Origin of the sequence: Pseudarthrobacter sulfonivorans, assembly GCF_031454915.1 — a bacterium.
In the GTDB taxonomy this organism is placed as follows: Bacteria; Actinomycetota; Actinomycetes; order Actinomycetales; family Micrococcaceae; genus Arthrobacter; species Arthrobacter sulfonivorans_C.
Window position 1 is genome coordinate 61,041 of sequence record NZ_JAVDRS010000003.1, and the last position, 22,732, is coordinate 83,772.

Genomic DNA, 22,732 nt, shown 5'->3' on the forward strand with positions numbered 1-22,732 from the left:
GGCGCGGTCAGCTGGCACGGGCGGCGAGCAGTGAGCTGGCTTCCTGGCGGGTGCTGCCGGAGGACTCGATGTGGGCGAGTTCGGCGGGGATTTCCCAGCCCTTCTTGCGCATGGCGGTGGCCCAGAGCCGGCCGGCACGGTAGGAGGACCGGACCAGCGGGCCGGACATGACGCCGAGGAAGCCGAGCTCGTCGGCCTCGTTCTGCAGGTCCACGAACTCCTGGGGCTTGACCCAGCGGTCCACCGGCAGGTGCCGTTCGGACGGGCGCAGGTACTGGGTGATGGTGATCAGGTCACAGCCGGCCTCGTGCAGGTCACGGAGCGCTTCGGAGATTTCCTCGCGGGTCTCGCCCATGCCCAGGATCAGGTTGGACTTGGTCACCATGCCCAGCTTCCGGCCCTGCGTGATGACATCCAGGGACCGGTCATACCGGAACGCGGGACGGATCCGCTTGAAGATCCGGGGCACGGTCTCGACGTTGTGCGCGAAGACCTCGGGCTTGGAATCGCAGATCGCCGCGATGTGCTCGGGTTTGCCGGAGAAGTCCGGGATCAAAAGTTCCACGCCGGTGCCGGGGTTCAGCTCGTGGATCTTCCGCACCGTCTCGGCGTACAGCCAGACGCCCTCATCGGCGAGATCATCGCGGGCGACGCCGGTGACGGTGGCGTAGCGCAGCTGCATGGCCTGGACCGAGCGGGCCACCTTGGTGGGCTCGAACATGTCCACCGGGGAGGGCTTGCCGGTATCGATCTGGCAGAAATCACACCGCCTGGTGCATTCGGAGCCGCCAATCAGGAACGTGGCTTCCTTGTCTTCCCAGCACTCGAAGATGTTCGGGCAGCCGGCCTCCTCGCAGACTGTGTGGAGGCCCTCCTTCTTGACGAGGTTCTTGAGCTGGACGTACTCAGGACCCATCTGGACCTTGGCCTTGATCCACTCCGGCTTCCGCTCCACGGGGACAGCCGAGTTACGCTGCTCAACGCGCAGCAGCTTCCGGCCTTCAGGTGCCAGTGTCATCAGTTCTCTTTCCTTAGCATTCCACTACGTTGACGGCGAGGCCGCCCATGGCTGTTTCCTTGTACTTGGAGCTCATGTCCCTGCCGGTTTCCCGCATGGTCACAATCACCTCGTCCAGCGACACCCGGTGGGTGCCGTCGCCCCAGAGCGCCATCTTTGCCGCGTTGATGGCCTTCGCCGCCGCGATGGCGTTCCGCTCGATGCAGGGAACCTGCACCAGTCCGCCGATCGGATCGCACGTGAGGCCCAGGTTGTGCTCCATCGCGATTTCCGCGGCGTTCTCCACCTGCTGGACTGTGCCGCCCATGACTTCTGCGAGCCCTGCCGCCGCCATTGACGACGCCGAGCCCACCTCGCCCTGGCAGCCCACCTCGGCGCCCGAAATGGACGCCTGTTCCTTGTAAAGCACCCCGATGGCAGCGGCCGTGAGCAGGAATTTGACCACAACGTCGTCGCGGTCTTCCTGCGTGGCCTTGTCCATTCCGGGGGCGAAATGCAGCGCGTAATACAGGACCGCAGGGATGATCCCGGCCGCACCGTTGGTCGGGGCGGTGACCACCCGGCCGCCGGACGCGTTCTCCTCGTTGACCGCCAGGGCGATCAGGTTCACCCATTCCTGCCAGTACTTGGGGTCGCGGTCCTTGTCCTCCTTCAGGAGGCGTTCGTGCCAGTCAGGCGCACGACGGCGGACCTTAAGTCCGCCGGGCAGCAGCCCCTCACGCTTGAGGCTGACTTCCACGCACTCCTCCATGACGGAGTAGATGTGCAGCAGCCCTTCGCGGATCTCTTCCTCGGTGCGGGAGGCGCGTTCGTTGACGAACATGACATCCCCGATGGACAGGCCCTTGGACTGGCACCGGCCCAGGAGCTCCGCCGCCGTGCGGAACGGCAGCGGCAGTTCCTTCTTGGACTCGTCCAGTTCCTTCAGGGCCGCGTCCTCTTCGCCTTCGCGGACAATGAAGCCGCCGCCCACGGAGAAGAACGTGGCCTTGTGCAGGACCTCGCCGGCTTCGTCGCTGACGGTGAACGTCATGCCGTTGGTGTGCCGCGGCAGGACGGTCAGCGGGCGCAGGATCATGTCCGTCACGCCGTACGGAAGCTGCACGCCTCCCCCTTCACCGGCGCCGGCAAGCTGCAGCATCCCGGTCTCGGCGATGGCGGCGAGCCGCTCCTCCACCTCGGCCGGCAGGATCTTTTCGGGGTGGTACCCCTCCAGGCCCAGCAGGATGGCCGTCATGGTGCCATGGCCGTGGCCCGTTGCAGCGAGCGACCCATACAGGTCCACCCGCAGCCCCGCGACCCTGTCCAGGACGCCGGCCGCCTTCACTTCCTCCGCAAAAACAGCAGCGGCGCGCATCGGCCCGACAGTGTGCGAGCTTGACGGTCCAATGCCAATGGAAAAGAGATCAAAGACTCCAACGGCCATGATGACTTCCTAACTAAGTTATAAATCAGTGGGTTTCGACAGGCTCAACCACCGGTGGTTGAGCCTGTCGAAACCGGGCCCCCGGTGGTTGAGCCTGTCGAAACCGGGCCCCCGGTGGTTGAGCCTGTCGAAACCGGGTGAGGGGCTAGAGCCCCGGGTACAGCGGGTGGGCTGCGGCGAGTGCCTCAACCCGGTGACGCAGGCCGGAAAGGTCCGCGTCGGCGTCGGCAATCAATGCCTCGGCGATGATGTCCGCAACTTCACGGAACGCTGCCTCGCCGAAGCCACGGGTGGCCAGGGCGGGGGTGCCGATGCGGAGACCGGAGGTGACCATCGGCGGGCGCGGATCGAACGGCACGGCGTTGCGGTTGACGGTGATGTCAATCGCGGCCAGGCGGTCCTCGGCCTGCTGGCCGTCGAGCTCGCAGTTGCGCAGGTCAACCAGGACCAGGTGGACGTCGGTGCCGCCGGAGATCACGGAGATCCCCTTGGCGGTGACGTCCGGCTGGACCAGGCGGTCGGCCAGGATGCTGGCGCCGGCCAGGACACGCTCTTGGCGCTCCTTGAACTCGGGCGTGGCCGCGATCTTGAAGGCCACGGCCTTGCCGGCGATGACGTGCTCCAGCGGGCCGCCCTGCTGGCCGGGGAAGACCGCAGAGTTGATCTTCTTGGCGATGGCGGGATCGTTGGAGAGGATGATGCCCCCGCGCGGACCGGCGAGGGTCTTGTGCGTGGTGGAGGTGACCACGTGGGCGTGCGGCACCGGGCTCGGGTGCAGGCCAGCTGCCACCAGGCCGGCGAAGTGCGCCATGTCCACCATCAGGTACGCACCCACCAGGTCAGCGATCCGGCGGAACTCGGCGAAGTCCAGCTGGCGGGCGTACGCCGACCAGCCGGCCACGATGAGCTGCGGCTTGGTCTCCAGCGCCAGGCGCTCCACCTCGGCCATGTCAATGGTGTGGGTGTCTTCGCGGACCTGGTACGGGACCACGTTGTAGAGCTTGCCGGAGAAGTTGATCTTCATGCCGTGGGTGAGGTGGCCGCCGTGGGCCAGGTTCAGGCCCATGATGGTATCGCCCGGCTTGATCAGCGCGTGCATGACCGAGGCGTTGGCCTGTGCGCCGGAGTGCGGCTGCACGTTGGCGAACTCGGCACCGAAGAGTGCCTTGACGCGGTCGATGGCCAGCTGCTCGATGACGTCCACGTGCTCGCAGCCACCGTAGTAGCGCTTGCCCGGGTAGCCCTCGGCGTACTTGTTGGTCAGGACCGAGCCCTGCGCCTGCATGACCGCGACGGCCGTGTGGTTCTCCGAGGCGATCATTTCCAGGCCATCACGCTGGCGGCCCAGTTCGTCGTCGATCTTGACGGCGATTTCAGGGTCCAGCGTGCTCAGGTCGGCGTCCAGGGACGGCGAAACGACCTGCTCGAAAGCGACAGTTGTTGTGCCGGTGGCCCCTGCGGCGCTCACAGCTCGCCGCCGTTGGCCTCGGCGTATTCCTGCGCGGACAGCAGCGGGCCCTCTTCGGTCACGGTGACCTTGAACAGCCAGCCGGCGCCGTACGGATCGGAGTTGATCAGGGCGGGATCGCTGACGGCTTCGTCATTGATCTCGGTGACCTCGCCGGTGACCGGGGAGTACAGGTCCGAGACGGACTTGGTGGACTCGATCTCGCCGCAGGTCTCCCCCGCAGTAACAGTGGAGCCAACCTCGGGCAGGTCCACGTAAACGATGTCGCCCAGCGCCTCAGCAGCAACAGCGGACACGCCAATAAGGGCCGGGCCTTCACCGTCAATGGCGATCCACTCGTGCTCAGCGGAGTACTTCAGTTCAGCGGCAACTTTAGCCATGTGTATCAATCCTTACGTTTCGAAAATCTGTGGGTGGTCGGGTTGGGCCGGGTGATCCCCGAGGAACCGGCGGACCGGGGTTTTCGAAAGCGTGCGTCAGAGCGACGAAGGAGCAGCACGCGTGAGAACTCCGGTTTGCCGGTTCCGGACCCAAGAGGCGCGGAGGACTTACTTTTGGCGCTTGTAGAACGGCAGGGCGATTACCTCGAAAGGCTCTGCCTTGCCGCGCAGGTCGACGTCCAGGGCGGTGCCCAGTTCGGCGTGCTCGACGTCGACATAGGCCAGTGCAACAGGGTACCCGAGGGTGGGGCTGGGCTGGCCGGAGGTGACTTCGCCCACGACGTTGCCGTCCTTGAGGACCGGGTAGCCGCCACGGCCGGCGCGGCGGCCGAGGCCCTTCAGGCCCACGAGCTTGCGCTTGGACCCGGCTGCCTTGGACGCTTCGAGGGCCGAGCGGCCCACGAAGTCGCCTTCCTTGGACTTGAGCGCCACCACGGGGCCCAGACCGGCGTCGAACGGTGAACGCTCGAGGGACAGCTCGTTGCCGTACAGCGGCATGCCGGCTTCCAGGCGCAGCGAGTCGCGGGACGCGAGGCCGCACGGAATGATGCCGAACTCGGCCCCTGCTTCGGCGACCTTTGCCCACAAGTCAGCGGCGGCGTCGTTCGGTACAAAGAGCTCGAAGCCGTCTTCGCCGGTGTAGCCCGTGCGGGCCAGGATGACGTTGTGGCCGGCGATGGTGAGCTCGTTGAACGCGTAGTACTTCAGGTCGGTGACCAGCGCGTGCTGGGCCTCATCGGTCAGCTTGAGCAGGATGGCCTCGGCCTTGGGACCCTGGACGGCGATCAGCGAGGTTGCCGCGGAGGCGTCCTCCACCTTCACGTTGAAGGCCACGGCGCGCTCGGCCAGGGCGACGGCGACGGTGGGTGCGTTGCCTGCGTTGGGGACCACGAGGTACTTCTCGTCGCCGAAACGGTAGACGATCAGGTCATCGATGATGCCGCCGTCGGCGTTGCAGATGAGCGAGTACTTGGCCTTGCCGTCCGCGATGGCGGAGAGCTTGCCCACGAGGGCGTAGTCCAGGAACGCGCCGGCTTCCAGGCCGGTGACCCAGACTTCGCCCATGTGGGAGAGGTCGAACAGGCCGGCAGCCTTGCGGACTGCGTGGTGCTCGGCCAGCTCGGAGCTGTACTTCAGCGGCATCTGCCAGCCACCGAAATCGGTGAAGGAGGCGCCGAGTTTCTTGTGCTCTTCGTACAGAGCGGTGTAGTTCTCAGTCATTGGATAAGCCTTTCATGCGGCCGGGGGTGCGAATTTAGTTTTCGAATTCGGAGAGCGGCGGGCAGGAGCAGATGAGGTTGCGGTCTCCGCCGGCGCCGTCGATCCGGCCGACCGGCGGGAAGTACTTGTCCTGCTTGAGGTGGTGGACCGGGAAGACGGCCTGCTCACGCGGGTACTCTCGTTTCCAGTCGGAAGATACGACGGCGGCCGCGGTGTGCGGTGCGTTCCGCAGCGGGGAGTTCTCCACGCTGAAGTCCCCGTTGGCGACCTGGTCGATTTCCTGGCGGATGGTGATCATCGCGTCGATGAACCGGTCGATCTCGGCCAGGTCCTCGGACTCGGTGGGCTCCACCATCAGGGTGCCCGCAACCGGGAACGCCAGGGTGGGGGCGTGGAAGCCGTAATCGATCAGGCGCTTGGCCACATCCTCGGCCGTCACCCCGGTCTTGCCGGTCAGCTCGCGCAGGTCCAGGATGCACTCGTGCGCCACCAGCCCGCCCTCGCCGGTGTAGAGGACCGGGAAGTACTCATTCAGGCGGGCCGCGACGTAGTTCGCCGCGAGCAGGGCCGACTTGGTGGCCTCGGTCAGGCCCTCGGCACCCATCAGCTTCACATACGCCCAGGAGATCGGGAGAACCCCGGCGGAGCCGAAGTTCGACGCCGAGATCGCCACGCCGTGCCCATCTTCGTGGGCGGCCTTGTTCGCGTCCCCGGGCATGAACGGTGCCAGGTGCGCCTTCGCCGCGACCGGGCCCACGCCGGGGCCGCCGCCGCCGTGCGGGATGCAGAAGGTCTTGTGCAGGTTCAGGTGCGAGACGTCGCCGCCGAACTTGCCCGGCTGCGCCAGCCCCACCAGGGCGTTCAGGTTCGCCCCGTCCACATAGACCTGGCCGCCCGCGGCGTGGACCGCGTCGCAGATCTCGGTCACGTCCGCGTCGTACACGCCGTGGGTGGAGGGGTAGGTGATCATGATCGCGGACAGGGCGTCCCTGTTCGCCTCGATCTTCGCGTACAGGTCCGTGTGGTCAATGCTGCCATCAGCCGCCGTGGCCACGACCACGACCTTCATGCCGGCCAGGACCGCGGAGGCGGCGTTGGTGCCGTGCGCGGAGGCCGGGATCAGGCAGACGTTGCGCTGTGCATCGCCGTTGGCCAGGTGGTAGCCGCGGATCGCGAGCAGGCCCGCGAGCTCACCCTGGGAGCCGGCGTTCGGCTGCAGGGAGACCTGGTCGTAGCCGGTGATCTCGGCCAGGTCGTTCTCGAGGCCGCTGATCAGTTCGCGCCAGCCCACCGTCTGGGACTCCGGGGCGAACGGGTGGATCGAGGCGAACTCCGGCCAGGAAATCGCCTCCATCTCCGCGGTCGCGTTCAGCTTCATCGTGCACGAACCCAGCGGGATCATGGTTCGGTCCAGCGCCAGATCCCGGTCACTGAGCTTGCGGATATACCGCAGCAGCTGGGTCTCGGAACGGTGCGTGTTGAACACCGGGTGCTGCATGAACTCGGATGTGCGGAGCACTGACTCGGGCAGGTCGAAGCCCTTCGCGTCCACCACGGGACCGGCGCCGAAGGCGACGGCGATCGAGGACAGGACATCCGCCGTCGTGGTTTCATCAGCGGAAACACCGATGGTGTCCTCGTCGATGTGGCGCAGGTTGATGCCGCGTGCTTCGGCGGCGGCGATGACCTTGGCGGCCTTGCCCGGGACGGAGACCGTGACGGTGTCGAAGAAGGTCTCGGTGACCAGTTCACGGCCGGCGGCCTTCAGCGTGGTGGCCAGGGTGCGGGCGTGGTGGTGGACGCGCTCGGCGATCGCCTTCAGCCCGTCCGGACCGTGGTACACGGCATAGAACGAGGACACGATGGCCAGCAGCGCCTGCGCGGTGCAGATGTTGGACGTGGCCTTCTCACGGCGGATGTGCTGCTCGCGGGTCTGCAGCGCCAGACGGTACGCGGGGACACCGGCGTCGTCCTTGGACACACCCACCAGGCGGCCGGGCATCGACCGCTCCAGGCCCTTCGCAACCGCCATGTATGCCGCGTGCGGGCCGCCGAAGAACAGCGGCACCCCGAAACGCTGGGTGGAACCGACCGCGATATCCGCGCCCTGCTCACCGGGAGGGGTGATCAGGGTCAGGGCCAGCAGGTCGGCGGCGACGGTCACGAGCGCACCGCGTTCCTTGGCGGCGGCGATCACGCCGGCGTGGTTGAACACCCGGCCGGACACGCCCGGCTGCTGCAGGACGATGCCGTTGATGACACCCTCCGGCAGGCCCTGGGACAGGTCAGCGACCTCCACCTCAAAGCCCAGGGCCTCGGCCCGGCCCTTGACGACCGCGATGGTCTGCGGCATCACGTCGGCGTCCAGGACGGTCTTGCCGTCGCGGGCCTCTTTGTTCTTGTTCGCCCGGCGCATCATCAGGACGGCTTCGGCCACGGCAGTGGCTTCATCCAGCAGGGATGCATTGGCGATCGGCAGGCCCACCAGGTCCTGGACCATGGTCTGGAAGTTCAGCAGCGCCTCAAGCCGGCCCTGGGAAATCTCGGGCTGGTACGGGGTGTACGCGGTGTACCAGGCCGGCGCCTCAAGGATGTTCCGGCGGATCACGGCGGGCGTCACGGTGTCGTAGTAGCCCTGGCCGATCATCTGCACAGCCGTCTTGTTCTTGCCCGCGAGCTTACGCAGCTCAGCCAGGACCTCAACCTCACTCAGGGCGTCCTTGAGGGCAAGCGGCTTGGCCTGGCGGATGGAATCGGGAACGGCAACGTCAACAAGGCCATCAACGGTGTCGTAACCGACAGTTTTGAGCATGGTGTCGATATCGGCCTGGCGGCGCGCGCCAATATGCCGGTCGGCAAAGGTGGTGGGGGACGACTGAACGGTCATGAAGGAACTCCATAATTCAGGTGGCGTGCTGGGTACGCCACATTGATTCGGGTTCCTCCCCGCTCTGTAGGGGACCTGAGAGTTTCCGCGCCGCCTGCTTTTACAGGGTGGCACTTGCACCGTCGGTGAGCCCGTTGCCGGACTGCTTTCCAGAGTTGCCTAACCGCGGCGGTACGTGGGCCTGAGAGATTCCTGGGGAGGATTTGCTCCTACGGCGCCTGCTGAACGTACCGGCAGAACTCTCCCGCCGCAGATCAATAGCATGTGCCACTTCGTCAGTGACACGCCTCACAGCTTACTTGGATTTCCCGCTACCTGCAATTCTTGGGGGCGGGACGAACATCACACTTTCCCATCCCTCACCACAACGCGGGGTCACTTTTTGCTCGATAACGGCGGTGTATTGGGCGTGGAATGACCCCGCGTTGCTATCTGGCTAAGCGTTGGAGCGCTTGCGCCGCCGTCTTTCGTTATGACGCAGCTGCAGGATGCGCGCTCCGCCGGCGATGGCCACAAGAATCCCGCCTCCGACGGCAGCTATGAAGAAGGCCACGCCCTGGGCGAGGCTGCCCTCCCAGCCCAGGAACCGGACCGCGACCATGTCCTGGTTCTGGATAAAGAAAATGATCAAAAGCACCAGCACCACGAGGCTGACCGCCACCGCACTCCAGATGACCGCGGCCCGGGTTGTCCGAGTCTTATCAGCGGCATCGCCAGGACGTGCAGTGCCCGGCGCAGTTCGTGCAGGGCCAGGCGCGGGCCGCTGGTCCCTGGGCTGGGACGGCGGCGGCGGAGGCATCTCGGAAGGTTGCAGCGGTTCTTCTGAACTCATACCGTCATTGTCTCCCTCTCCGCGGGCTTTCGGGGTTAACCGGGCCGGGTGACGGTGTGGGCTTCGGGCCGTCAGGCCGGAACGTCGGCCGCCAGCCGCTCACCGTTGTAATACTCGAGGTGCCAGCCCTCGTCGGCGTGGTGGTGGGCCAGGTTAAGCACGGCGTTGTCGATGCTGTGCAGGGTGCGGCCGATTGCTCGGCTCAGGCTCACGCGCAGCAGGGTGCCGTGGGCCACCACCAAAACGCGCCGACCGCGGAACTCCTCGGCCAGTGCTTCCAGCGCGCCCAGCCCGCGGCTTGCTGCATCATCTTCGGTTTCGGCGCCCTGGAAACCGCCCGGAATGCGCAGCGCATCCAACTCAGGGCCATCCTGCATGCCTTCCGCCTGCCCAAAACTGCGCTCGGTGAGCTCCGGAACGTGCCGGGCCACGCTGATCCCGAGCCCCTCGGCGATGAGGTTGGCCGTTTCCGCGGCCCGGCTCAGCGGCGAGGACACCACGGCATCCCATTCGTGACCGGACAGGACACTGACGGCGTCGCGCGCCTGGCCGCGGCCAACGTCGTTCAGGGGAATGTCGGTTCCGCCCTGCAGCCGGCGCTGCGCGTTCCAGTCAGTCTGGCCATGGCGGACGAGGGCGAACGTCGTGAGGGTCATGCCTTCCATTGTCCCCGACGCGGGGCGGGCCCCGGACAACGCCGTGAACGCCCGTAGCCCTGCAGTCACGCAGAGCCGCTCAGGCGCTCAGACGCTCAGCCGCCCAGGCGCCCAGGCGCCCAGGCGCTCCGCCAGCATCCGGGCCACCGCAAGGCCCCGCGACTCGGGCACCCCGGGATCAGGTTCCCCGTCAGCGGCAGGGGCGGCAGCGCCGACGTCGGACGCCACCTGCTCCCAGCGGTGCAGCTCCTGAACCACAAACCGCCACGCGTCTTGCGGCAGCGCCACGGTGAGCTCGTCACCCTTGGGCGGCCAGCCGCCCCAGCCGTCCTGGTGCCGCGGGTGCGCACGGGTGGCCGCCCAGCCGGCTTTGCGGATCTCCGCGCCCTGCGCAACGACCGATTCGTCGCCGTCCGTGGACGCCATGGCCACCGTGTTGTCGATGGTCGCATCGATGATCAGCCAGTCATCCACGGGCATGGTCAGGCTGAGCGCTTCGTTCCCCATGCCTCGAAGTTAACGCACTATCGGTCCCGCGGCGGGACGCCGCCCACGAGGGGAACCACCGTGACCGTGGCGAGATTGCGCAGCGAGTCGCGCGCCCTCGCTTCCAGGCGATGCGCGACGGCGGCGAACTCCGCCAGGTGCGCGCCGCCGTCAGCCGGGACGCTGATTTCCGCGTGCAGGTGGTGGCCGCTCCACCTCAGCCGGGAGGAACTCCCCGCCGGCGCTTCGTCGGCGACCAGTGCGGCGAGCCGGTCCGACAGGGCAGGATCGACGCCGTCCAGCAGCCGGCGGCCGACGTCGCGGACGGTGCCCCACAGCAGCACACCGATGGCCGCGGAAATCAGCAGGCCAACAATGGGATCCGCGAGCGGGAAGCCCAGCCAGATGCCAATGACCCCCGCCACGACAGCCAGCGACGTGAAGCCATCGGTCCGGGCGTGGATGCCGTCCGCCAGCAGTGCCGCCGAACCGATTCGGCGGCCCACCCGGATCCGGTAGATGGCCACGAGCTCATTCCCGGCGAAACCCACCAGGCCTGCCGCCAGCACCCAGCCCAGGTTGTGCACGGGCTGCGGCTCAAAGAAGCGGCGGATGGATTCGACGGCGGCCACCACCGCCGAGAGGGCGATCATGGCCACAATGAACAGGCCTGCGAGGTCCTCCGCCTTGCCCAGGCCGTACGTGAAGGTGCGTGAGGCCGGCCTGCGTCCAAGGACAAACGCGATCCAGAGCGGGACGGCGGTGAGGGCATCGGAGAAGTTGTGGACCGTGTCCGCCAGCAGCGCCACGGAGCCGCTGATCAGGACGATGGCCAGCTGGAACAGCGACGTCGCCCCGAGGCCCAGCAAGGAGATTTTGACGGCCCGGATGCCCTGGGCGCTGCTCTCCAGCGCGTCATCAACGGAGTCTGCGGAGTCGTGGGAGTGCGGAACGAACAGTTGCTGGAGCCAACCCTTGAGCCCGGTTGCGTAGTCATGGGTGTGGGCGTCGCGGCCGTGGCTGTGGCTGTGGTGCGCCTCGTGGCCGTGGTGCGTATCCTCACCGTGGTGATGCCCGACGTCGAGCGTTTCCCCGTGCTCGTGCGGGTGGCTGCCGGCAGCGGCAGGCTTGTGGCTCATCTTCCGGGCTCCTGCCTGGGGTGCGGCGCCATGCCGTGGTGCGGGGCTGTACCCAGTGCGTGCTCGGCCTGGTGAATGGCGTCTGCCACCAGCTGCCAGGCGTGGCCGTCCTGCAGCCGGTAGAAGACTTTGGTCCCTTCCTGACGCGTGGACACCATCCGGGCCAGCCGCATTTTGGCCAGGTGCTGGGAGACTGACGGGGCTGACTTACCGGCAATCCCTGCGAGCGCGTTGACGGTCAGTTCGCCTTCGCGGAGGGCCAGGATCAGGCGTACGCGTGTGGCATCGGCGAGCATGGCGAAGACTTCCACAGCCAGTTCGACGTACTGGCTGTCCGCGGCGAGGCGGGAAGTATTCGTATCTGCATTCATACGCAGATACTTACATAGAAGTGGCCCGCGCCTCAAGTACATGGCATCCCAAACGGTTGACCAATATACCCCCTAGGGGTATATTCAAAGTGTTGTCAGTGAAGTGGTATGTCCAGGCCGGTGCCCCGCACCGCCGTCACAGCCGTTCAACCCCAGCGCTCATCCGTTCGTCGCGAAGGAAGAAACCTGACATGCCTGAGACCGGGCACCAAAACCACAACCACCACCAGCCGGGCGGAGTCGGCGTGCGGGGCCATAACGGCGCGAGCCACGGCTCCGGCCAGAGCACACAAAACCACCACGCACCGAGCCACCCCGACGATGACCACGCGGTCCACACTGCTGGCCAGCACGCCGGCCACAGCACGGCCATGTTCAAGAACCGGTTCTGGCTGACGCTTGCCCTCTCGGTTCCGGTGGTCTACTTCAGCCCTATGGTGGGGCACCTGCTCGGCTATATGCCGCCGATGTTTCCCGGTTCGGTCTGGATCCCGCCCGTGTTGGGAACCGTCATCTTCCTCTACGGTGGCCAGCCGTTCCTTAAGGGCGGCGTGCAGGAGCTGAGGAACCGCCAGCCGGGAATGATGCTGCTGATCGCCATGGCCATCACGGTGGCGTTCGCGGCGTCCTGGGTCACCAGCCTGGGAATCGGCGGCTTCGATCTGGACTTCTGGTGGGAACTGGCCTTGCTGGTGGCCATCATGCTGCTGGGCCACTGGATCGAAATGCGGGCCCTCGGCTCGGCACAGGGCGCCCTGGACGCCCTCGCCGCGCTGCTGCCGGATGAGGCGGACCGCATCACCGACGCCGGCACGGAGACGGTGCCGGTGTCTGAACTTCGCGAAGGCGACATTGTCCTGGTCCGCTCCGGGGCCCGGATGCCGGCCGACGGCACGGTGGTGGACGGCCAGGCCGAATTCGACGAGTCCATGATCACCGGCGAATCCAAAACCGTCCCGCGGTCCGTGGGTGACGCCGTGGTGGCAGGAACCGTTGCCACGGATAACAGCGTCCGCGTCCAGGTGACCGCCGTCGGCGAAAACACGGCCCTTGCAGGGATCCAGCGCCTGGTGGCCGAGGCCCAGGCCTCCTCCTCCAAGGCCCAGGCCCTGGCCGACCGCGCGGCAGCGTTCCTGTTCTACTTCGCCGCCGGCGCCGGCGTTATCACGTTCATTGCGTGGACCCTTATGGGCAGCATCCCGGAGGCCGTTACCCGAACCGTCACGGTACTCGTGATCGCCTGCCCGCACGCCCTGGGCCTCGCCATTCCGCTGGTGATCGCCATCTCCACGGAACAGGCAGCCCGGGCCGGCGTCCTGATCAAGAACCGGATGGCGCTCGAACGCATGCGTACCGTCGACGTAGTCCTGTTCGACAAGACCGGCACCCTGACCACCGGCGAACCGGACCTCAAGGACCTGGCGGTGGCGCCGGGCATCGAGCCGGACAGCCTGCTGGCCCTGGCCGCGGCCGTCGAATCCGACAGCGAACATCCCGTGGCCCGGGCCATCGTCCGTGCCGCCCGCCAGCGTGATCTGGCCCTGCCGGCTGCCAGTGGTTTCAGCTCGCTGACTGGACGCGGCGTGCGCGCCACCGTGGACGGACGCACCGTGCACGTTGGCGGGCCCGCGCTCCTGCGCGAGCTCGGCGTCGCCGTCCCTGTTTCCCTGGCAGTTTCCACCCGCGAATGGATGGACCGGGGTGCCGCTGTGCTGCATGTAATTGACGACGGCGGCCGCGTCTTGGGTGCCGTGAGTCTCGAGGACGCCGTCCGGACCGAGTCGCGGCAGGCCGTCGCGTCCCTGCAGAACCGCGGCGTCAGGGTTGCCATGATCACCGGCGATGCGCTGCAGGTGGCCCAGGCTGTGGCGGCGGACCTGCACATCGACGAGGTGTTCGCCGAGGTCCTGCCCGCGGACAAGGACAAGAAGGTGGCTGAGCTCCAGGCCCGCGGCCTGAAAGTGGCGATGGTGGGTGACGGCGTCAACGACTCCCCGGCGCTCGCCCGGGCCGAGGTGGGAATCGCCATCGGCGCCGGAACCGACGTTGCCTTGGAATCGGCGGGCGTGGTCCTGGCCGGGAACGACCCGCGGGCGGTCCTGTCCATGGTGGATCTCTCCCGTGCCAGTTACCGGAAAATGTGGCAGAACCTGGTGTGGGCCGCCGGCTACAACGTCTTGGCCGTGCCGGTTGCAGCGGGCGTCCTGGCCTTCGCCGGCGTAGTGCTGTCCCCCGCTGCGGGCGCGGTGCTGATGTCCGCCTCCACCATCGTGGTGGCGCTCAATGCCCAGCTGCTGCGGCGAATGAAACTCAACCCCACAGAGGAACGTTGACCCACTGTAAGGCCGGGATGATTCCAGGCACGATGAGAAGAGGCACCATCATGGCAGCAACGGCACGCGCGGTGGCCGGTACCCTCCTGCGCGCCGGCCTGGCAGCGGCCGTGTTGGCAATCATCGCCGGCATCTTCGGCATGCACGTTATGACCGGCAACCATGCTGCCCACGGAACCCATACTGCAGCGGTGCATGCGTCTGGGGTGCATGCGTCTGGTGCGCAAAAGGGGGCAGTGCACGCTGAGCATGGCCCCGCAGATCATCAGGAGCAGCCTAGCCCGGCCGCGCCCCCCGCCGGCGCCACGTCCTGCGAAGGCTCGTGCCAGAGTATGCAGGAGGCCGGAACATCCTGCATACCCTCCGCCCAGGCGGGGACACTGGCACTCTTCCCGCCGCATCAAACCGGTGCCGCGTTCCACGCACCCGCAGCCCGCGGCGGCCCCGCCGTGGCCTATGCCTACACTCCCCCGAGCCCAACACCCGGCGACTTGTCCATCAGCCGGACGTAACCCGGAACTGCACCATGCCCACCCACAGCAGTTCCCCCCACGTTTGAAGGACACTTTCCATGAACACCAAGATTCGCACCACCATGATCACTGCTGCCCTGGCGGCCTCCCTGGGCCTGGCCGGCTGCGCAACCAATTCCACCCCCGTCGGCGGGAACACCATGCCGGGCATGCCCCACGGCAGCTCCGGCCCCGTGTCCAGCATGATGCCGGACGCCAACGCCGACCATAACCAGGCGGACATCATGTTCGCCCGGATGATGATCCCGCACCATGCCCAGGCGGTGGAGATGAGCGACATCATGCTGGCAAAGTCGGACATCCCGGCCGACGTCACCACCCTAGCCACCCGGATCAAGGCGGCCCAGGCGCCCGAGATCGAACAAATGACAGGTTGGCTGAAGGCATGGAACCAGCCCACGGGAATGATGGACGGCACTACCATGCCCGGCCACTCGATGGGCGGCATGGTGGATGCGGAGGGCATCGAAAGGCTCAAGTCCGCCGCCGGAACGGACGCTGTCCGGCTTTTCCTCACCCAGATGATCGGCCACCATGAAGGCGCCATCACCATGGCAAAGCAGGAGATCTCGGCGGGCAAGTACCCCGAAGCCACTGACCTCTGCCGGGCCATCGTCACTTCGCAGGCAGCGGAAATCGTGGAGATGAAGTCGCTGCTCGCCGGCCTCTGACCCCCACCCCCTAGGACGCTCGTTACCTTTTTCGTAGCCCCTTTTCTGGTGCAGGATGTGGGGTGAACTGCTCCCCGAAAGTCGAAACTGAATTTCTCAGTCCAACTTCCGGGGAGCAGTTCAAAAGGTAACGAGCGTCCGGGAAAAACCCACATCAAGTGGGAGAGCGTCGGGGTGTGGGGAGAGCCTGAGGCGCGGGCGTGTTAAGTTGAAAGATACGTCCGGCCGTACCCGGTCCGGCGCCCCGGCTGGAAAGAGAACTTCCGTGGAATCCCCCGCACCTGCCCCTGCACCCGTGCGAATCCTGACCGTCTGCACCGGCAACATCTGCCGCTCCCCCGTTGCCGAACGGCTCCTGCAGGCGGGACTGGACCAGGTGATGCCGGGCGGATTTGTGGTGACCAGCGCCGGAACACGGGCCATGGTGGGCGACCCCATGCAGCCGCTGTCCGGGGACATCGTGCGCACCTTCGGCGGAAACCCGGACCGTTTCGTCTCCCGGCAGCTCACCAGCAAGATCCTCCGCGGCGTGGACCTGGTGCTCACCATGACCTCCGGGCACCGCGGCGAAGTGCTCCAGCTGGACGCCTCCCTGCTCAAACGCACCTTCACCATCCGCGAATTCGCCCGGATGCTCGATATTTTGGACGACCGCGCCGACGGCACCGCGCACCATCCGGGAACGGCCGACGGCGGCTCTCCCCTGAGTGCCAACACCGCCTTCTGGCGTGGGCTGCCCGCCCGTGCGGCAGCCGTCCGGCACCTGTCCCTGCCTGCGGACTCCGCCGAGAACGACATCATCGACCCCTACCGCCGCGGGCCCGAGGTCTACCGCCAGATGGAAGACGAACTGGCCCCGGCGATCGTCTCCGTGCTGCGCCACGCACGCCTGAATGTTCCCGCTTAACCCGGCGCGCCGGCGTCGTACGCCCACTGCCCCCGCGCTGACCCCTGGCGGCGGTATCTTCCCTGTTCAAGCGTTAGGAAAACGACACATACCTACCCATGGCGGGAACCGGCTCCGGGGGCGGACACTAAGTCATGGTGAGCACCCCAAGCGGTCCTGATCCGATCGGCCCCGGCACTCCAGGCACTCCTGGCCCCGAAACTCCTGCGCCTGCCGGGCAGAAGCGGCGGCGCGTCACCGCGGCCGTGCTGTCGCTGGTGCTGGTGGCCGTGGTGGCCATCTCCGCCCTCGTCTTCAGCCGCCCGGCTGTGGAAGTTGCAGCCCCGGAGCCGGTAGCAGCCGAGACCGCCACCCCGGCCCCGTCAAAGACGACGCCCCCGGCTCCCCCGCCGCCGGAACCCATAGCGAAACTCCGCGCCGGGCCCATGAACATCCTGGTGATCGGCAGCGACAGCCGCGCCAACGCCAGGAAACAGGCGGCCACCACCAAAGCCAAAGGCGAGTACCAGGATCACCGCGCTGACACCCTGATGCTGGTCCATGTCCCCGCAGACCGGCGGAGCGTGCACGTGGTCTCCATCATGCGGGACCTGTACGTGGACATCCCCGGCTACGGTGCCTCCAAGATCAACGACAGCCTGTCGGTGGGCGGCATTCCGCTGGCGGCGAAGACCGTGGCGGCCCTGATGGGCACCCGGATCGACCACACCTTAATGCTGGACTTCAACGGTTTCAGGGCTCTCACCGACGAGCTGGGCGGCATCAAGGTGAACGTCACAGTGCCGTTCCAGTCCACGCACGACACGAAGCACGTCTTCACCCGGGGCATCAACCACCTCAACGGTCAGGCGGCCCTGGAATTTGTCCGCGAGCGCTACGCCTTTGTTGATGGCGACTTCCAGCGGGTCCGGAACCAGCAGACGTTCCTCCGCGCCATCCTGGCCCGGCTGACCAGTGGCGGCGTGCTCCAGGACGTCACTTCCGTGCGGGCGCTGGTGAAGTTCGCGGGGAAGTACCTCACCGTGGACCAGGGCTTTGATCCCGTAAGCGTGGCGGTCCTGGCGTACGCGATGCGCGGAATCGACGCCAAGAGGATCGTCTCGCTCACCCTGCCCACCGCCGGGGTGGGCACGGCGCCGGGCGGCGCGTCCGTGGTGTTCCCGGACTACAACGGGATCGCCCAGATGGCCGCTGCGATGCGCGCGAGCCGGCTGCCCCAGTACGCGGCTGGGCGCTGACCTCTGCCTCGGTGGCGGGGTCCTTCCGTCTCCAGGGACACAGATGGCCCCCGGCTTGAGCCGGGGGCCATCTTGGGTCAACGCCGTGTCAGCTGCGCGTGGGGTCCGGGTGGAGCGGCACCGGCCCTGGGTCCGGGACGGGCAGCGGTCCGGGCGGCTCCGGGGTCGGGACCGGGCTGGGCCTGTCGGGCCCCGGATGCCCGGGATGCGTGGGATCCGGCGTTAAAGGATCCGGCCCCGGCTCGGGCGGGAACGGCTCGGGTTCGTGCACTGGCGGGATGGTCATTGAACTTCCCCTCTCACGCTGGGCGGATGCGCCTTTGCGTGATCAGGATACGCCAGCCCCTGTTTCCGGATCTACGGCGTCAGACTCTGTTGACGTTCACCTTTACGTTGGGGCACGAATCCGCGTAGCGGATCAGCGCGGCCTTCTCGGCGCTGTCCACGCGCAGGCCCCACCGGATCTTCACGGCGATCCACTGGCCGATGTAGGCGCACTTGTTCGCGGGCGGCATCCACGATTCCGGGCCCCTCGCCTGCTTGGCGGAGTTCAGGGCCGACGTCTGGGCGTTCAGGGACCTAGAGTCGCCCATATCGTTGTAAAACGCCACCCGCCGCGCCTGCGACCAGGAGCGCGCCCCGGAACCCCACGCCTCGTGGACCGGGACGGTGTGATCGATTTGCACCGCAGAGGCGGAGGTGTGGGTCCGGTTGTCCCAGCTGGTCAGCCAGCGGCCCGTACGGACCGTGCACCTCCGGCTGGTGGTGTATGTCGCGGCACTACGCGCCTCTTGGAGGAGCACTTCGGCGCGGGTGTTCTGGCAGTCGCGGTTGGTGTCGAGCCAGGAGCCGAAGTAGCGGGTCCGGTCGTACCCGGCGTTGCTTTCGGCAGCGACCGGAAGCGACCGCGCCGCGGTGCGCAGCGTCGCCGAGTAGTAGGTGGCGGCCTCCGCCGGCACGGCGATGCCCGCGAGCAGGAGTCCCGCGGCCAGGCCTGAGGCGGCAAGGGACCTGCCCACGGCCGCCCGGCCGAAAAATGAAACGAGCAGAGTCGCCCGAATCCAGACGTGTTTGAACCGGCCTGCCGGCATGGTGCCCCCAATAGGTAATGAAATTCTGATGCGCACTGGTTGACGCGACAACCAGCATGACAGCGGAAAAGTGCCGGGGACGGGTTCTTGATCGGGTCTTGATTCAAACCTGTGCCAATGCTTCGGCGGGCGACTCGAAGGCACCGCCGGTGTCACCTCCGCCGCGGAGGCCGTCCGGCAGCTGAAGGTGGAAGCCTCACAGTTGATGCGGGAAATTCCCGAACGCTTTATCAGTGCCCGACGTCGGTGCAACAGGAAGTGAGACAGCGTCGGTCAAAAACCCCATAAGTGAAGAGCGTCCGGGTGGGGCGGGCTGACCTCGGCGGGCAGCGTCTAGGCCGGGCGGCGCAGGGGGTGCGGGTTGTATGCCGGCACGTCCAGCTCGTCTTCGTCGTGCACCACCGGGACGGCGAAGGACACCACATAACGGGCTTCAGCGGCGTCAGTGGAGCGGATGGTCAGGCTTCTGGTGCCAGGCGGTAGCGACGGCTTGAATACCTGGATGTTTCGGGTACCCATGCTGACGGAATCCCGGAAGTGGTAAGCCGTGCCCCAATGATCCTCCACGACAATCTTGGGGATTGCACTTCCCGCAGCGGACTCGACATGGATGTTGACCACTAGGCAGGTGCTCCAGACCTCCACGGAGAGCACTGTAAAGTCGGCGGCCCGGGTCATGTGCAGCCCGAAAGTGGGCGGCAGGAGCATCAGGCGGAGGGTGCCTTTCGGGATTATGTTTCTCATTGTCATCGACCCCAATTACTAAGTGTGCTACCTATTACCGCGCGGTAATGACGCCATGTCAAGAGCCCGGCCTGCTCCCTGTGGAAAGCCGCACTGACCTGCGCTAACGCGTGGTACCGCGCGCGGTGACAGCCCTGCGGAACCAGGCCCGCCGCCGTCGGCCGTTAGACGTATCTAAAAGTGGGTACGCCGTCATTAATGCCCCTGCACCCGGCGGGCGGCATGCGGCGACGGGGTGATCGGTCTTGGAAAACAGCGGGTTGACGCAGGCGGTGCGGGAAGCCGGAGCGGTGGAGCTCATCCTGGTCCGGCACGGCGAAAGTGAAGGTAACGTGGCGGCCACCGAGGCCAGCCGGGCCGGGGCCGACGTGATCGATGTGCCTGCCCGGGATGCGGATGTCACTCTGTCCAACACCGGGCAGGACCAGGCACTCGCCCTCGGCAGGGCCCTGGCTTCCATCACGGAGGAGCTCAGGCCCGATGCCGTGGTTTCGTCCCCCTATGTAAGGGCGTACCAGACGGCGGAGATCGCCGTGGAAACCGCCGGCTGGCCACTCAAGGTCCGCACCGACGAGCGCCTCCGCGACCGTGAACTCGGCATCCTGGACATGCTCACCCGCCAGGGCGTGGACCGCCGGCACCCGGACGAGGCCGAACGCCGGCTGTGGCTCGGCAAGTTCTACTACCGGCCGCCGGGCGGTGAGTCCTGGGCGGACGTGGTGCTGCGGCTGCGCTCCGTGCTCAGCGAACTGAACAGCCTGGGCAGTGGCCACCGCGTGATGCTGGTGTGCCACGACGCCCTGATCCTGCTGGCCCGGTACGTCCTGGAAGGGATGACCGAAGCGGAAATCCTGGACCTGGCCGCCAGCACGTCGGTCCTGAACGCGTCCATCACCCGCTATGTGCGCCCGGAAGGACAGGGGCCCTGGACATTGGAAAGTTTCAACGTGGCGGACCACCTCACCGCCCAGGGCGTCGAAGTCACCGAACACGCAGGGGATGCCAATGTCCACCCGCGGTAACGGCCGCAGGCCGGCGCGTGGTGGGACCGGGTCTGGCAGGACTGGCTCTGGCGGACAGTCGGCGGACGGCTCCCTCGCGACGCCTGTCACGCCGTCCCTGCTGCGGGGCTGGCCGCTGCCGTCCGCCGGTGAGGACAAGTACTCCCGTGGGTCGGTGATGGTGATCGGCGGTGCCCGGGCAACGCCAGGGGCGGCTCTGCTTGCCGGCACCGCAGCGCTCCGTGCCGGCGCCGGCCGGCTCACCATGGCCGTCGCCGAATCTGTCGCAATGCAATTGGCCGTCACCCTCCCGGAAGCCGGCGTGACAGGAATTCCAGAAACCAAGGACGGCTCCGTGCGTGGCTTTGGACTGGAGCCGATCTATGCAGAACTTGAAAGCGCCGACGCGGTCCTGATTGGTCCGGGACTTGATGATATGGACGGTACCGAAGTGCTGCTCCGGACACTGCTGGAAGGGGATTCCGACGGCGGCAGCACCGGCGGGGGATCCGGAACCGGCGGTGCCACCATCATTCTGGACGCCTACGCGCTGGGTTGCCTGCCCAGGCTCGGCGATGCGTTGGAACCGTGGAAGGGGCGGCTGATCCTCACCCCCAATCCGCACGAGGCGAAGATCCTCCTGGGCCGGGAGGTGGACCAGCTGGAATCGGCTGTGGCCGCCATCGCCGGGCAGTACCAGGCGGTGGTCAGCTGCCAGGGCTTTATTGCGCGCCCGCCGGATGGGGAGGCTCCGGAGGGTCCCGAACTCTGGGAAATCACCACCGGTTTCGGTGGACTGGGCACCTCCGGCAGCGGGGATATCCTGGCCGGCGCCATTGCCGGGCTCCGCGCACGGGGAGCCAGCGACGCCCAGGCCGCATGCTGGGGAACGCACCTCCACGCAGCCGCCGCCGACAGGCTCGCCAGCAGGCTGGGCCCGCTGGGATTTCTGGCACGCGAACTGGCGGACGAATTGCCGGCCCTCATGCTGGAGCTGGCCACGTGATCCTGGCTTTTCGCCGGGCACGCGGGCAGGACTTTCGGATACGGGGCCTTCTCCGGTAAAAAATGACCCCCGGCCGCGCCGGGGGTCATCTGCTTACGCTAGGCGGAAATCCGGTGTTGCGCCTCCCTGGTTTCAATCTCGATCTTGCGAGGCTTGGCCTTCTCGGCGACCGGTATCCGCAACGTGAGGACACCGCCGTCGTACACTGCCTGGACGTTGTCCGCATCCAACGTGTCCCCGAGGATCAGCTGGCGGCTGAAGGTTCCGCGCGGACGCTCGGAGGCGATCAGCTCAATGTCCTTACCTGCCGGCTCCGGGCGCTGGGCCTTTACCGTCAGAACGTTCCGCTCCACATCGAGGTCAACTGAATCGAGGCTGACTCCGGGCAAATCAAAAGCCACTACGAATTCCTGGTCCTCCCGCCACGCATCCATCGGCATCGCCGCAGGATGGGCGGTGGTTCCGAGAACCTGCTGGGCCAGCCTGTCCAGTTCGCGGAACGGATCGGTTCGCATCAACATGACTTTCCTCCTCGTGAAAGATGGTTCAACACACCCATATCAGCAGATCTATATTGGCTGATACAGATTTTTTATAGCACTGCAGGGGAATCTGGCGCAAGCCGCAAGGGCCAGACCAATCTCCAGAAGGCAGCCCTAGCGGTGGGAGCCGCTTTCCTTCTGGTCGGCGTTCTGGGCTTCATTCCCGGCGTCACCACCAACTATGAGTCTGGGCTTCGCCGGGCACGGCTCGGAAGCCCTCCTCCTGGGAATCTTCCAGGTATCCATCCTGCACAACATCGTCCATCTGCTCTTCGGCGTGGCCGGCATCGCGCTGTCCCGCACCCACGGTCAGGCGAAGCAGTACCTCCTCTACGGGGGCGTGGTCTATCTGGTCCTGTGGCTGTACGGACTGCTGATCGGCCATGACACCCCGGCCAACTTTGTTCCGGTAAACACCGCTGACAACTGGCTGCATCTGGTCCTGGCCCTCGCTATGATCGGGCTGGCCATCCTTCTCTCGAGGGAAACGGCGCCGGCCCGTGCCACAGGCCGCGACACGAGGCGCTAGCAGCGCAAAGGGATGGCCCCCGGCGATGCCGAGGGCCACCTTATCGGGAGGGTCACCCGCAAACTGCCGATGCGCTATCTGGCGCTGTGACGTGCCGAAACGGCTAACCGCCCTCAAGAGGCAGATGAAAAAGAACGCGTCCGGATCCTCCCGGTAATGCCGTTTTAGCACCGCCGGGAGGACCGTTCAAGGG

Annotated in this window: 21 protein-coding genes, 1 pseudogene and 1 riboswitch; of the genes and pseudogenes, 8 read left to right on the plus strand and 14 right to left on the minus strand. The window is 66.6% G+C overall.

Annotation, left to right across the window (positions count from 1 at the left end):
• Window positions 1-7: 7 nt before the first annotated feature.
• The 11 genes from lipA to J2808_RS08240 form a co-directional block, all read right to left on the minus strand.
• Complete coding sequence (gene lipA / locus J2808_RS08190) at window positions 8-1,018, minus strand: lipoyl synthase (protein WP_309814437.1); 1,011 nt, start codon at window positions 1,016-1,018, stop codon at window positions 8-10.
• 13 nt (window positions 1,019-1,031) lie between these two features.
• Window positions 1,032-2,444, minus strand: coding sequence for an L-serine ammonia-lyase (locus J2808_RS08195; RefSeq protein WP_309814439.1), 1,413 nt, complete (start codon window positions 2,442-2,444; stop codon window positions 1,032-1,034).
• A 145-nt stretch (window positions 2,445-2,589) separates the two neighbouring features.
• Window positions 2,590-3,912, minus strand: a complete 1,323-nt coding sequence (gene glyA / locus J2808_RS08200; RefSeq protein ID WP_309814442.1) for a serine hydroxymethyltransferase — start codon at window positions 3,910-3,912, stop codon at window positions 2,590-2,592.
• A complete protein-coding gene (gene gcvH / locus J2808_RS08205) occupies window positions 3,909-4,292 on the minus strand; it encodes a glycine cleavage system protein GcvH (RefSeq protein WP_309814445.1) in 384 nt (127 codons plus the stop codon). Before gcvH ends, glyA begins: the two co-directional genes overlap by 4 nt.
• Before the next feature lie 168 nt (window positions 4,293-4,460).
• Window positions 4,461-5,573 (minus strand): glycine cleavage system aminomethyltransferase GcvT, encoded by a 1,113-nt coding sequence (gene gcvT, locus J2808_RS08210; RefSeq protein WP_309814447.1) that lies wholly within the window; start codon window positions 5,571-5,573, stop codon window positions 4,461-4,463.
• Window positions 5,574-5,607: 34 nt separating this feature from the next.
• Window positions 5,608-8,460: an aminomethyl-transferring glycine dehydrogenase gene (gene gcvP / locus J2808_RS08215; RefSeq protein WP_309814450.1), complete on the minus strand. Its 2,853-nt coding sequence runs from the start codon at window positions 8,458-8,460 to the stop codon at window positions 5,608-5,610.
• Window positions 8,461-8,619: 159 nt separating this feature from the next.
• Window positions 8,620-8,717, minus strand: a riboswitch (glycine riboswitch).
• A 179-nt stretch (window positions 8,718-8,896) separates the two neighbouring features.
• Window positions 8,897-9,292: a LapA family protein gene (locus J2808_RS08220; protein ID WP_309814452.1), complete on the minus strand. Its 396-nt coding sequence runs from the start codon at window positions 9,290-9,292 to the stop codon at window positions 8,897-8,899.
• Between the two features lie 71 nt (window positions 9,293-9,363).
• Entirely contained in the window at window positions 9,364-9,948 is a 585-nt protein-coding gene (locus tag J2808_RS08225) for a histidine phosphatase family protein (protein WP_309814455.1), read from the minus strand.
• Between the two features lie 87 nt (window positions 9,949-10,035).
• Window positions 10,036-10,455: a hypothetical protein gene (locus J2808_RS08230; protein ID WP_309814458.1), complete on the minus strand. Its 420-nt coding sequence runs from the start codon at window positions 10,453-10,455 to the stop codon at window positions 10,036-10,038.
• A gap of 17 nt (window positions 10,456-10,472) precedes the next feature.
• Complete coding sequence (locus J2808_RS08235) at window positions 10,473-11,573, minus strand: cation diffusion facilitator family transporter (protein WP_309814461.1); 1,101 nt, start codon at window positions 11,571-11,573, stop codon at window positions 10,473-10,475.
• Window positions 11,570-11,944, minus strand: coding sequence for an ArsR/SmtB family transcription factor (locus J2808_RS08240; protein WP_309814464.1), 375 nt, complete (start codon window positions 11,942-11,944; stop codon window positions 11,570-11,572). Before J2808_RS08240 ends, J2808_RS08235 begins: the two co-directional genes overlap by 4 nt.
• Window positions 11,945-12,135: 191 nt before the next feature.
• Here J2808_RS08240 and J2808_RS08245 point away from each other — a divergent pair, with 191 nt between their 5' ends.
• The 5 genes from J2808_RS08245 to J2808_RS08265 all read left to right on the plus strand — a co-directional run bounded on the left by J2808_RS08245 (window position 12,136) and on the right by J2808_RS08265 (window position 17,626).
• Window positions 12,136-14,277, plus strand: coding sequence for a heavy metal translocating P-type ATPase (locus J2808_RS08245; RefSeq protein WP_309814466.1), 2,142 nt, complete (start codon window positions 12,136-12,138; stop codon window positions 14,275-14,277).
• A gap of 50 nt (window positions 14,278-14,327) precedes the next feature.
• Complete coding sequence (locus J2808_RS08250; protein WP_309814469.1) at window positions 14,328-14,789, plus strand: hypothetical protein; 462 nt, start codon at window positions 14,328-14,330, stop codon at window positions 14,787-14,789.
• 59 nt (window positions 14,790-14,848) lie between these two features.
• Window positions 14,849-15,481, plus strand: coding sequence for a DUF305 domain-containing protein (locus tag J2808_RS08255; RefSeq protein ID WP_309814472.1), 633 nt, complete (start codon window positions 14,849-14,851; stop codon window positions 15,479-15,481).
• Between the two features lie 265 nt (window positions 15,482-15,746).
• Window positions 15,747-16,388 (plus strand): arsenate reductase/protein-tyrosine-phosphatase family protein, encoded by a 642-nt coding sequence (locus tag J2808_RS08260; RefSeq protein WP_309814475.1) that lies wholly within the window; start codon window positions 15,747-15,749, stop codon window positions 16,386-16,388.
• Between the two features lie 134 nt (window positions 16,389-16,522).
• Entirely contained in the window at window positions 16,523-17,626 is a 1,104-nt protein-coding gene (locus J2808_RS08265) for an LCP family protein (RefSeq protein WP_309814477.1), read from the plus strand.
• Window positions 17,627-17,991: 365 nt separating this feature from the next.
• On the opposite strand, the gene J2808_RS08270 is transcribed toward J2808_RS08265, so the two are convergent.
• On the minus strand, window positions 17,992-18,717 hold the full coding sequence (locus J2808_RS08270) for a GmrSD restriction endonuclease domain-containing protein (RefSeq protein ID WP_309814480.1): 726 nt from the start codon (window positions 18,715-18,717) through the stop codon (window positions 17,992-17,994).
• A gap of 333 nt (window positions 18,718-19,050) precedes the next feature.
• A complete protein-coding gene (locus J2808_RS08275) occupies window positions 19,051-19,461 on the minus strand; it encodes a hypothetical protein (RefSeq protein WP_309814481.1) in 411 nt (136 codons plus the stop codon).
• A gap of 245 nt (window positions 19,462-19,706) precedes the next feature.
• Between J2808_RS08275 and J2808_RS08280 the strand changes: the two genes are divergently transcribed.
• Window positions 19,707-20,483: a histidine phosphatase family protein gene (locus J2808_RS08280; RefSeq protein ID WP_309814484.1), complete on the plus strand. Its 777-nt coding sequence runs from the start codon at window positions 19,707-19,709 to the stop codon at window positions 20,481-20,483.
• Window positions 20,467-21,468, plus strand: a complete 1,002-nt coding sequence (locus J2808_RS08285) for an NAD(P)H-hydrate dehydratase (RefSeq protein WP_309814486.1) — start codon at window positions 20,467-20,469, stop codon at window positions 21,466-21,468. Before J2808_RS08280 ends, J2808_RS08285 begins: the two co-directional genes overlap by 17 nt.
• A gap of 98 nt (window positions 21,469-21,566) precedes the next feature.
• Here J2808_RS08285 and J2808_RS08290 read toward each other — a convergent pair whose 3' ends face one another.
• Window positions 21,567-21,989 carry an Hsp20/alpha crystallin family protein gene (locus tag J2808_RS08290; RefSeq protein ID WP_309814491.1) on the minus strand — a complete coding sequence of 141 codons (423 nt, stop codon included), beginning with the start codon at window positions 21,987-21,989 and terminating at the stop codon, window positions 21,567-21,569.
• Window positions 21,990-22,055: 66 nt separating this feature from the next.
• Between J2808_RS08290 and J2808_RS08295 the strand changes: the two are divergent.
• Window positions 22,056-22,539, plus strand: a pseudogene (locus J2808_RS08295) (DUF4383 domain-containing protein).
• The last annotated feature ends 193 nt before the right edge of the window (window positions 22,540-22,732 follow it).

What these genes read in the sequence shown, in the direction of transcription:
- J2808_RS08225 (WP_309814455.1), bottom strand. Translation starts at nt 9,948, where the DNA reads ATGACCCTCACGACGTTCGCCCTCGTCCGCCATGGCCAGACTGACTGG.
- J2808_RS08270 (WP_309814480.1), bottom strand. Translation starts at nt 18,717, where the DNA reads ATGCCGGCAGGCCGGTTCAAACACGTCTGGATTCGGGCGACTCTGCTC.
- gcvT (WP_309814447.1), bottom strand. Translation starts at nt 5,573, where the DNA reads ATGACTGAGAACTACACCGCTCTGTACGAAGAGCACAAGAAACTCGGC.
- J2808_RS08250 (WP_309814469.1), top strand. Translation starts at nt 14,328, where the DNA reads ATGGCAGCAACGGCACGCGCGGTGGCCGGTACCCTCCTGCGCGCCGGC.
- J2808_RS08285 (WP_309814486.1), top strand. Translation starts at nt 20,467, where the DNA reads ATGTCCACCCGCGGTAACGGCCGCAGGCCGGCGCGTGGTGGGACCGGG.
- J2808_RS08235 (WP_309814461.1), bottom strand. Translation starts at nt 11,573, where the DNA reads ATGAGCCACAAGCCTGCCGCTGCCGGCAGCCACCCGCACGAGCACGGG.
- J2808_RS08195 (WP_309814439.1), bottom strand. Translation starts at nt 2,444, where the DNA reads ATGGCCGTTGGAGTCTTTGATCTCTTTTCCATTGGCATTGGACCGTCA.
- gcvP (WP_309814450.1), bottom strand. Translation starts at nt 8,460, where the DNA reads ATGACCGTTCAGTCGTCCCCCACCACCTTTGCCGACCGGCATATTGGC.
- J2808_RS08290 (WP_309814491.1), bottom strand. Translation starts at nt 21,989, where the DNA reads ATGTTGATGCGAACCGATCCGTTCCGCGAACTGGACAGGCTGGCCCAG.
- J2808_RS08265 (WP_309814477.1), top strand. Translation starts at nt 16,523, where the DNA reads ATGGTGAGCACCCCAAGCGGTCCTGATCCGATCGGCCCCGGCACTCCA.
- J2808_RS08255 (WP_309814472.1), top strand. Translation starts at nt 14,849, where the DNA reads ATGAACACCAAGATTCGCACCACCATGATCACTGCTGCCCTGGCGGCC.
- J2808_RS08230 (WP_309814458.1), bottom strand. Translation starts at nt 10,455, where the DNA reads ATGGGGAACGAAGCGCTCAGCCTGACCATGCCCGTGGATGACTGGCTG.
- J2808_RS08220 (WP_309814452.1), bottom strand. Translation starts at nt 9,292, where the DNA reads ATGAGTTCAGAAGAACCGCTGCAACCTTCCGAGATGCCTCCGCCGCCG.
- J2808_RS08245 (WP_309814466.1), top strand. Translation starts at nt 12,136, where the DNA reads ATGCCTGAGACCGGGCACCAAAACCACAACCACCACCAGCCGGGCGGA.
- J2808_RS08275 (WP_309814481.1), bottom strand. Translation starts at nt 19,461, where the DNA reads ATGAGAAACATAATCCCGAAAGGCACCCTCCGCCTGATGCTCCTGCCG.
- gcvH (WP_309814445.1), bottom strand. Translation starts at nt 4,292, where the DNA reads ATGGCTAAAGTTGCCGCTGAACTGAAGTACTCCGCTGAGCACGAGTGG.
- lipA (WP_309814437.1), bottom strand. Translation starts at nt 1,018, where the DNA reads ATGACACTGGCACCTGAAGGCCGGAAGCTGCTGCGCGTTGAGCAGCGT.
- J2808_RS08240 (WP_309814464.1), bottom strand. Translation starts at nt 11,944, where the DNA reads ATGAATGCAGATACGAATACTTCCCGCCTCGCCGCGGACAGCCAGTAC.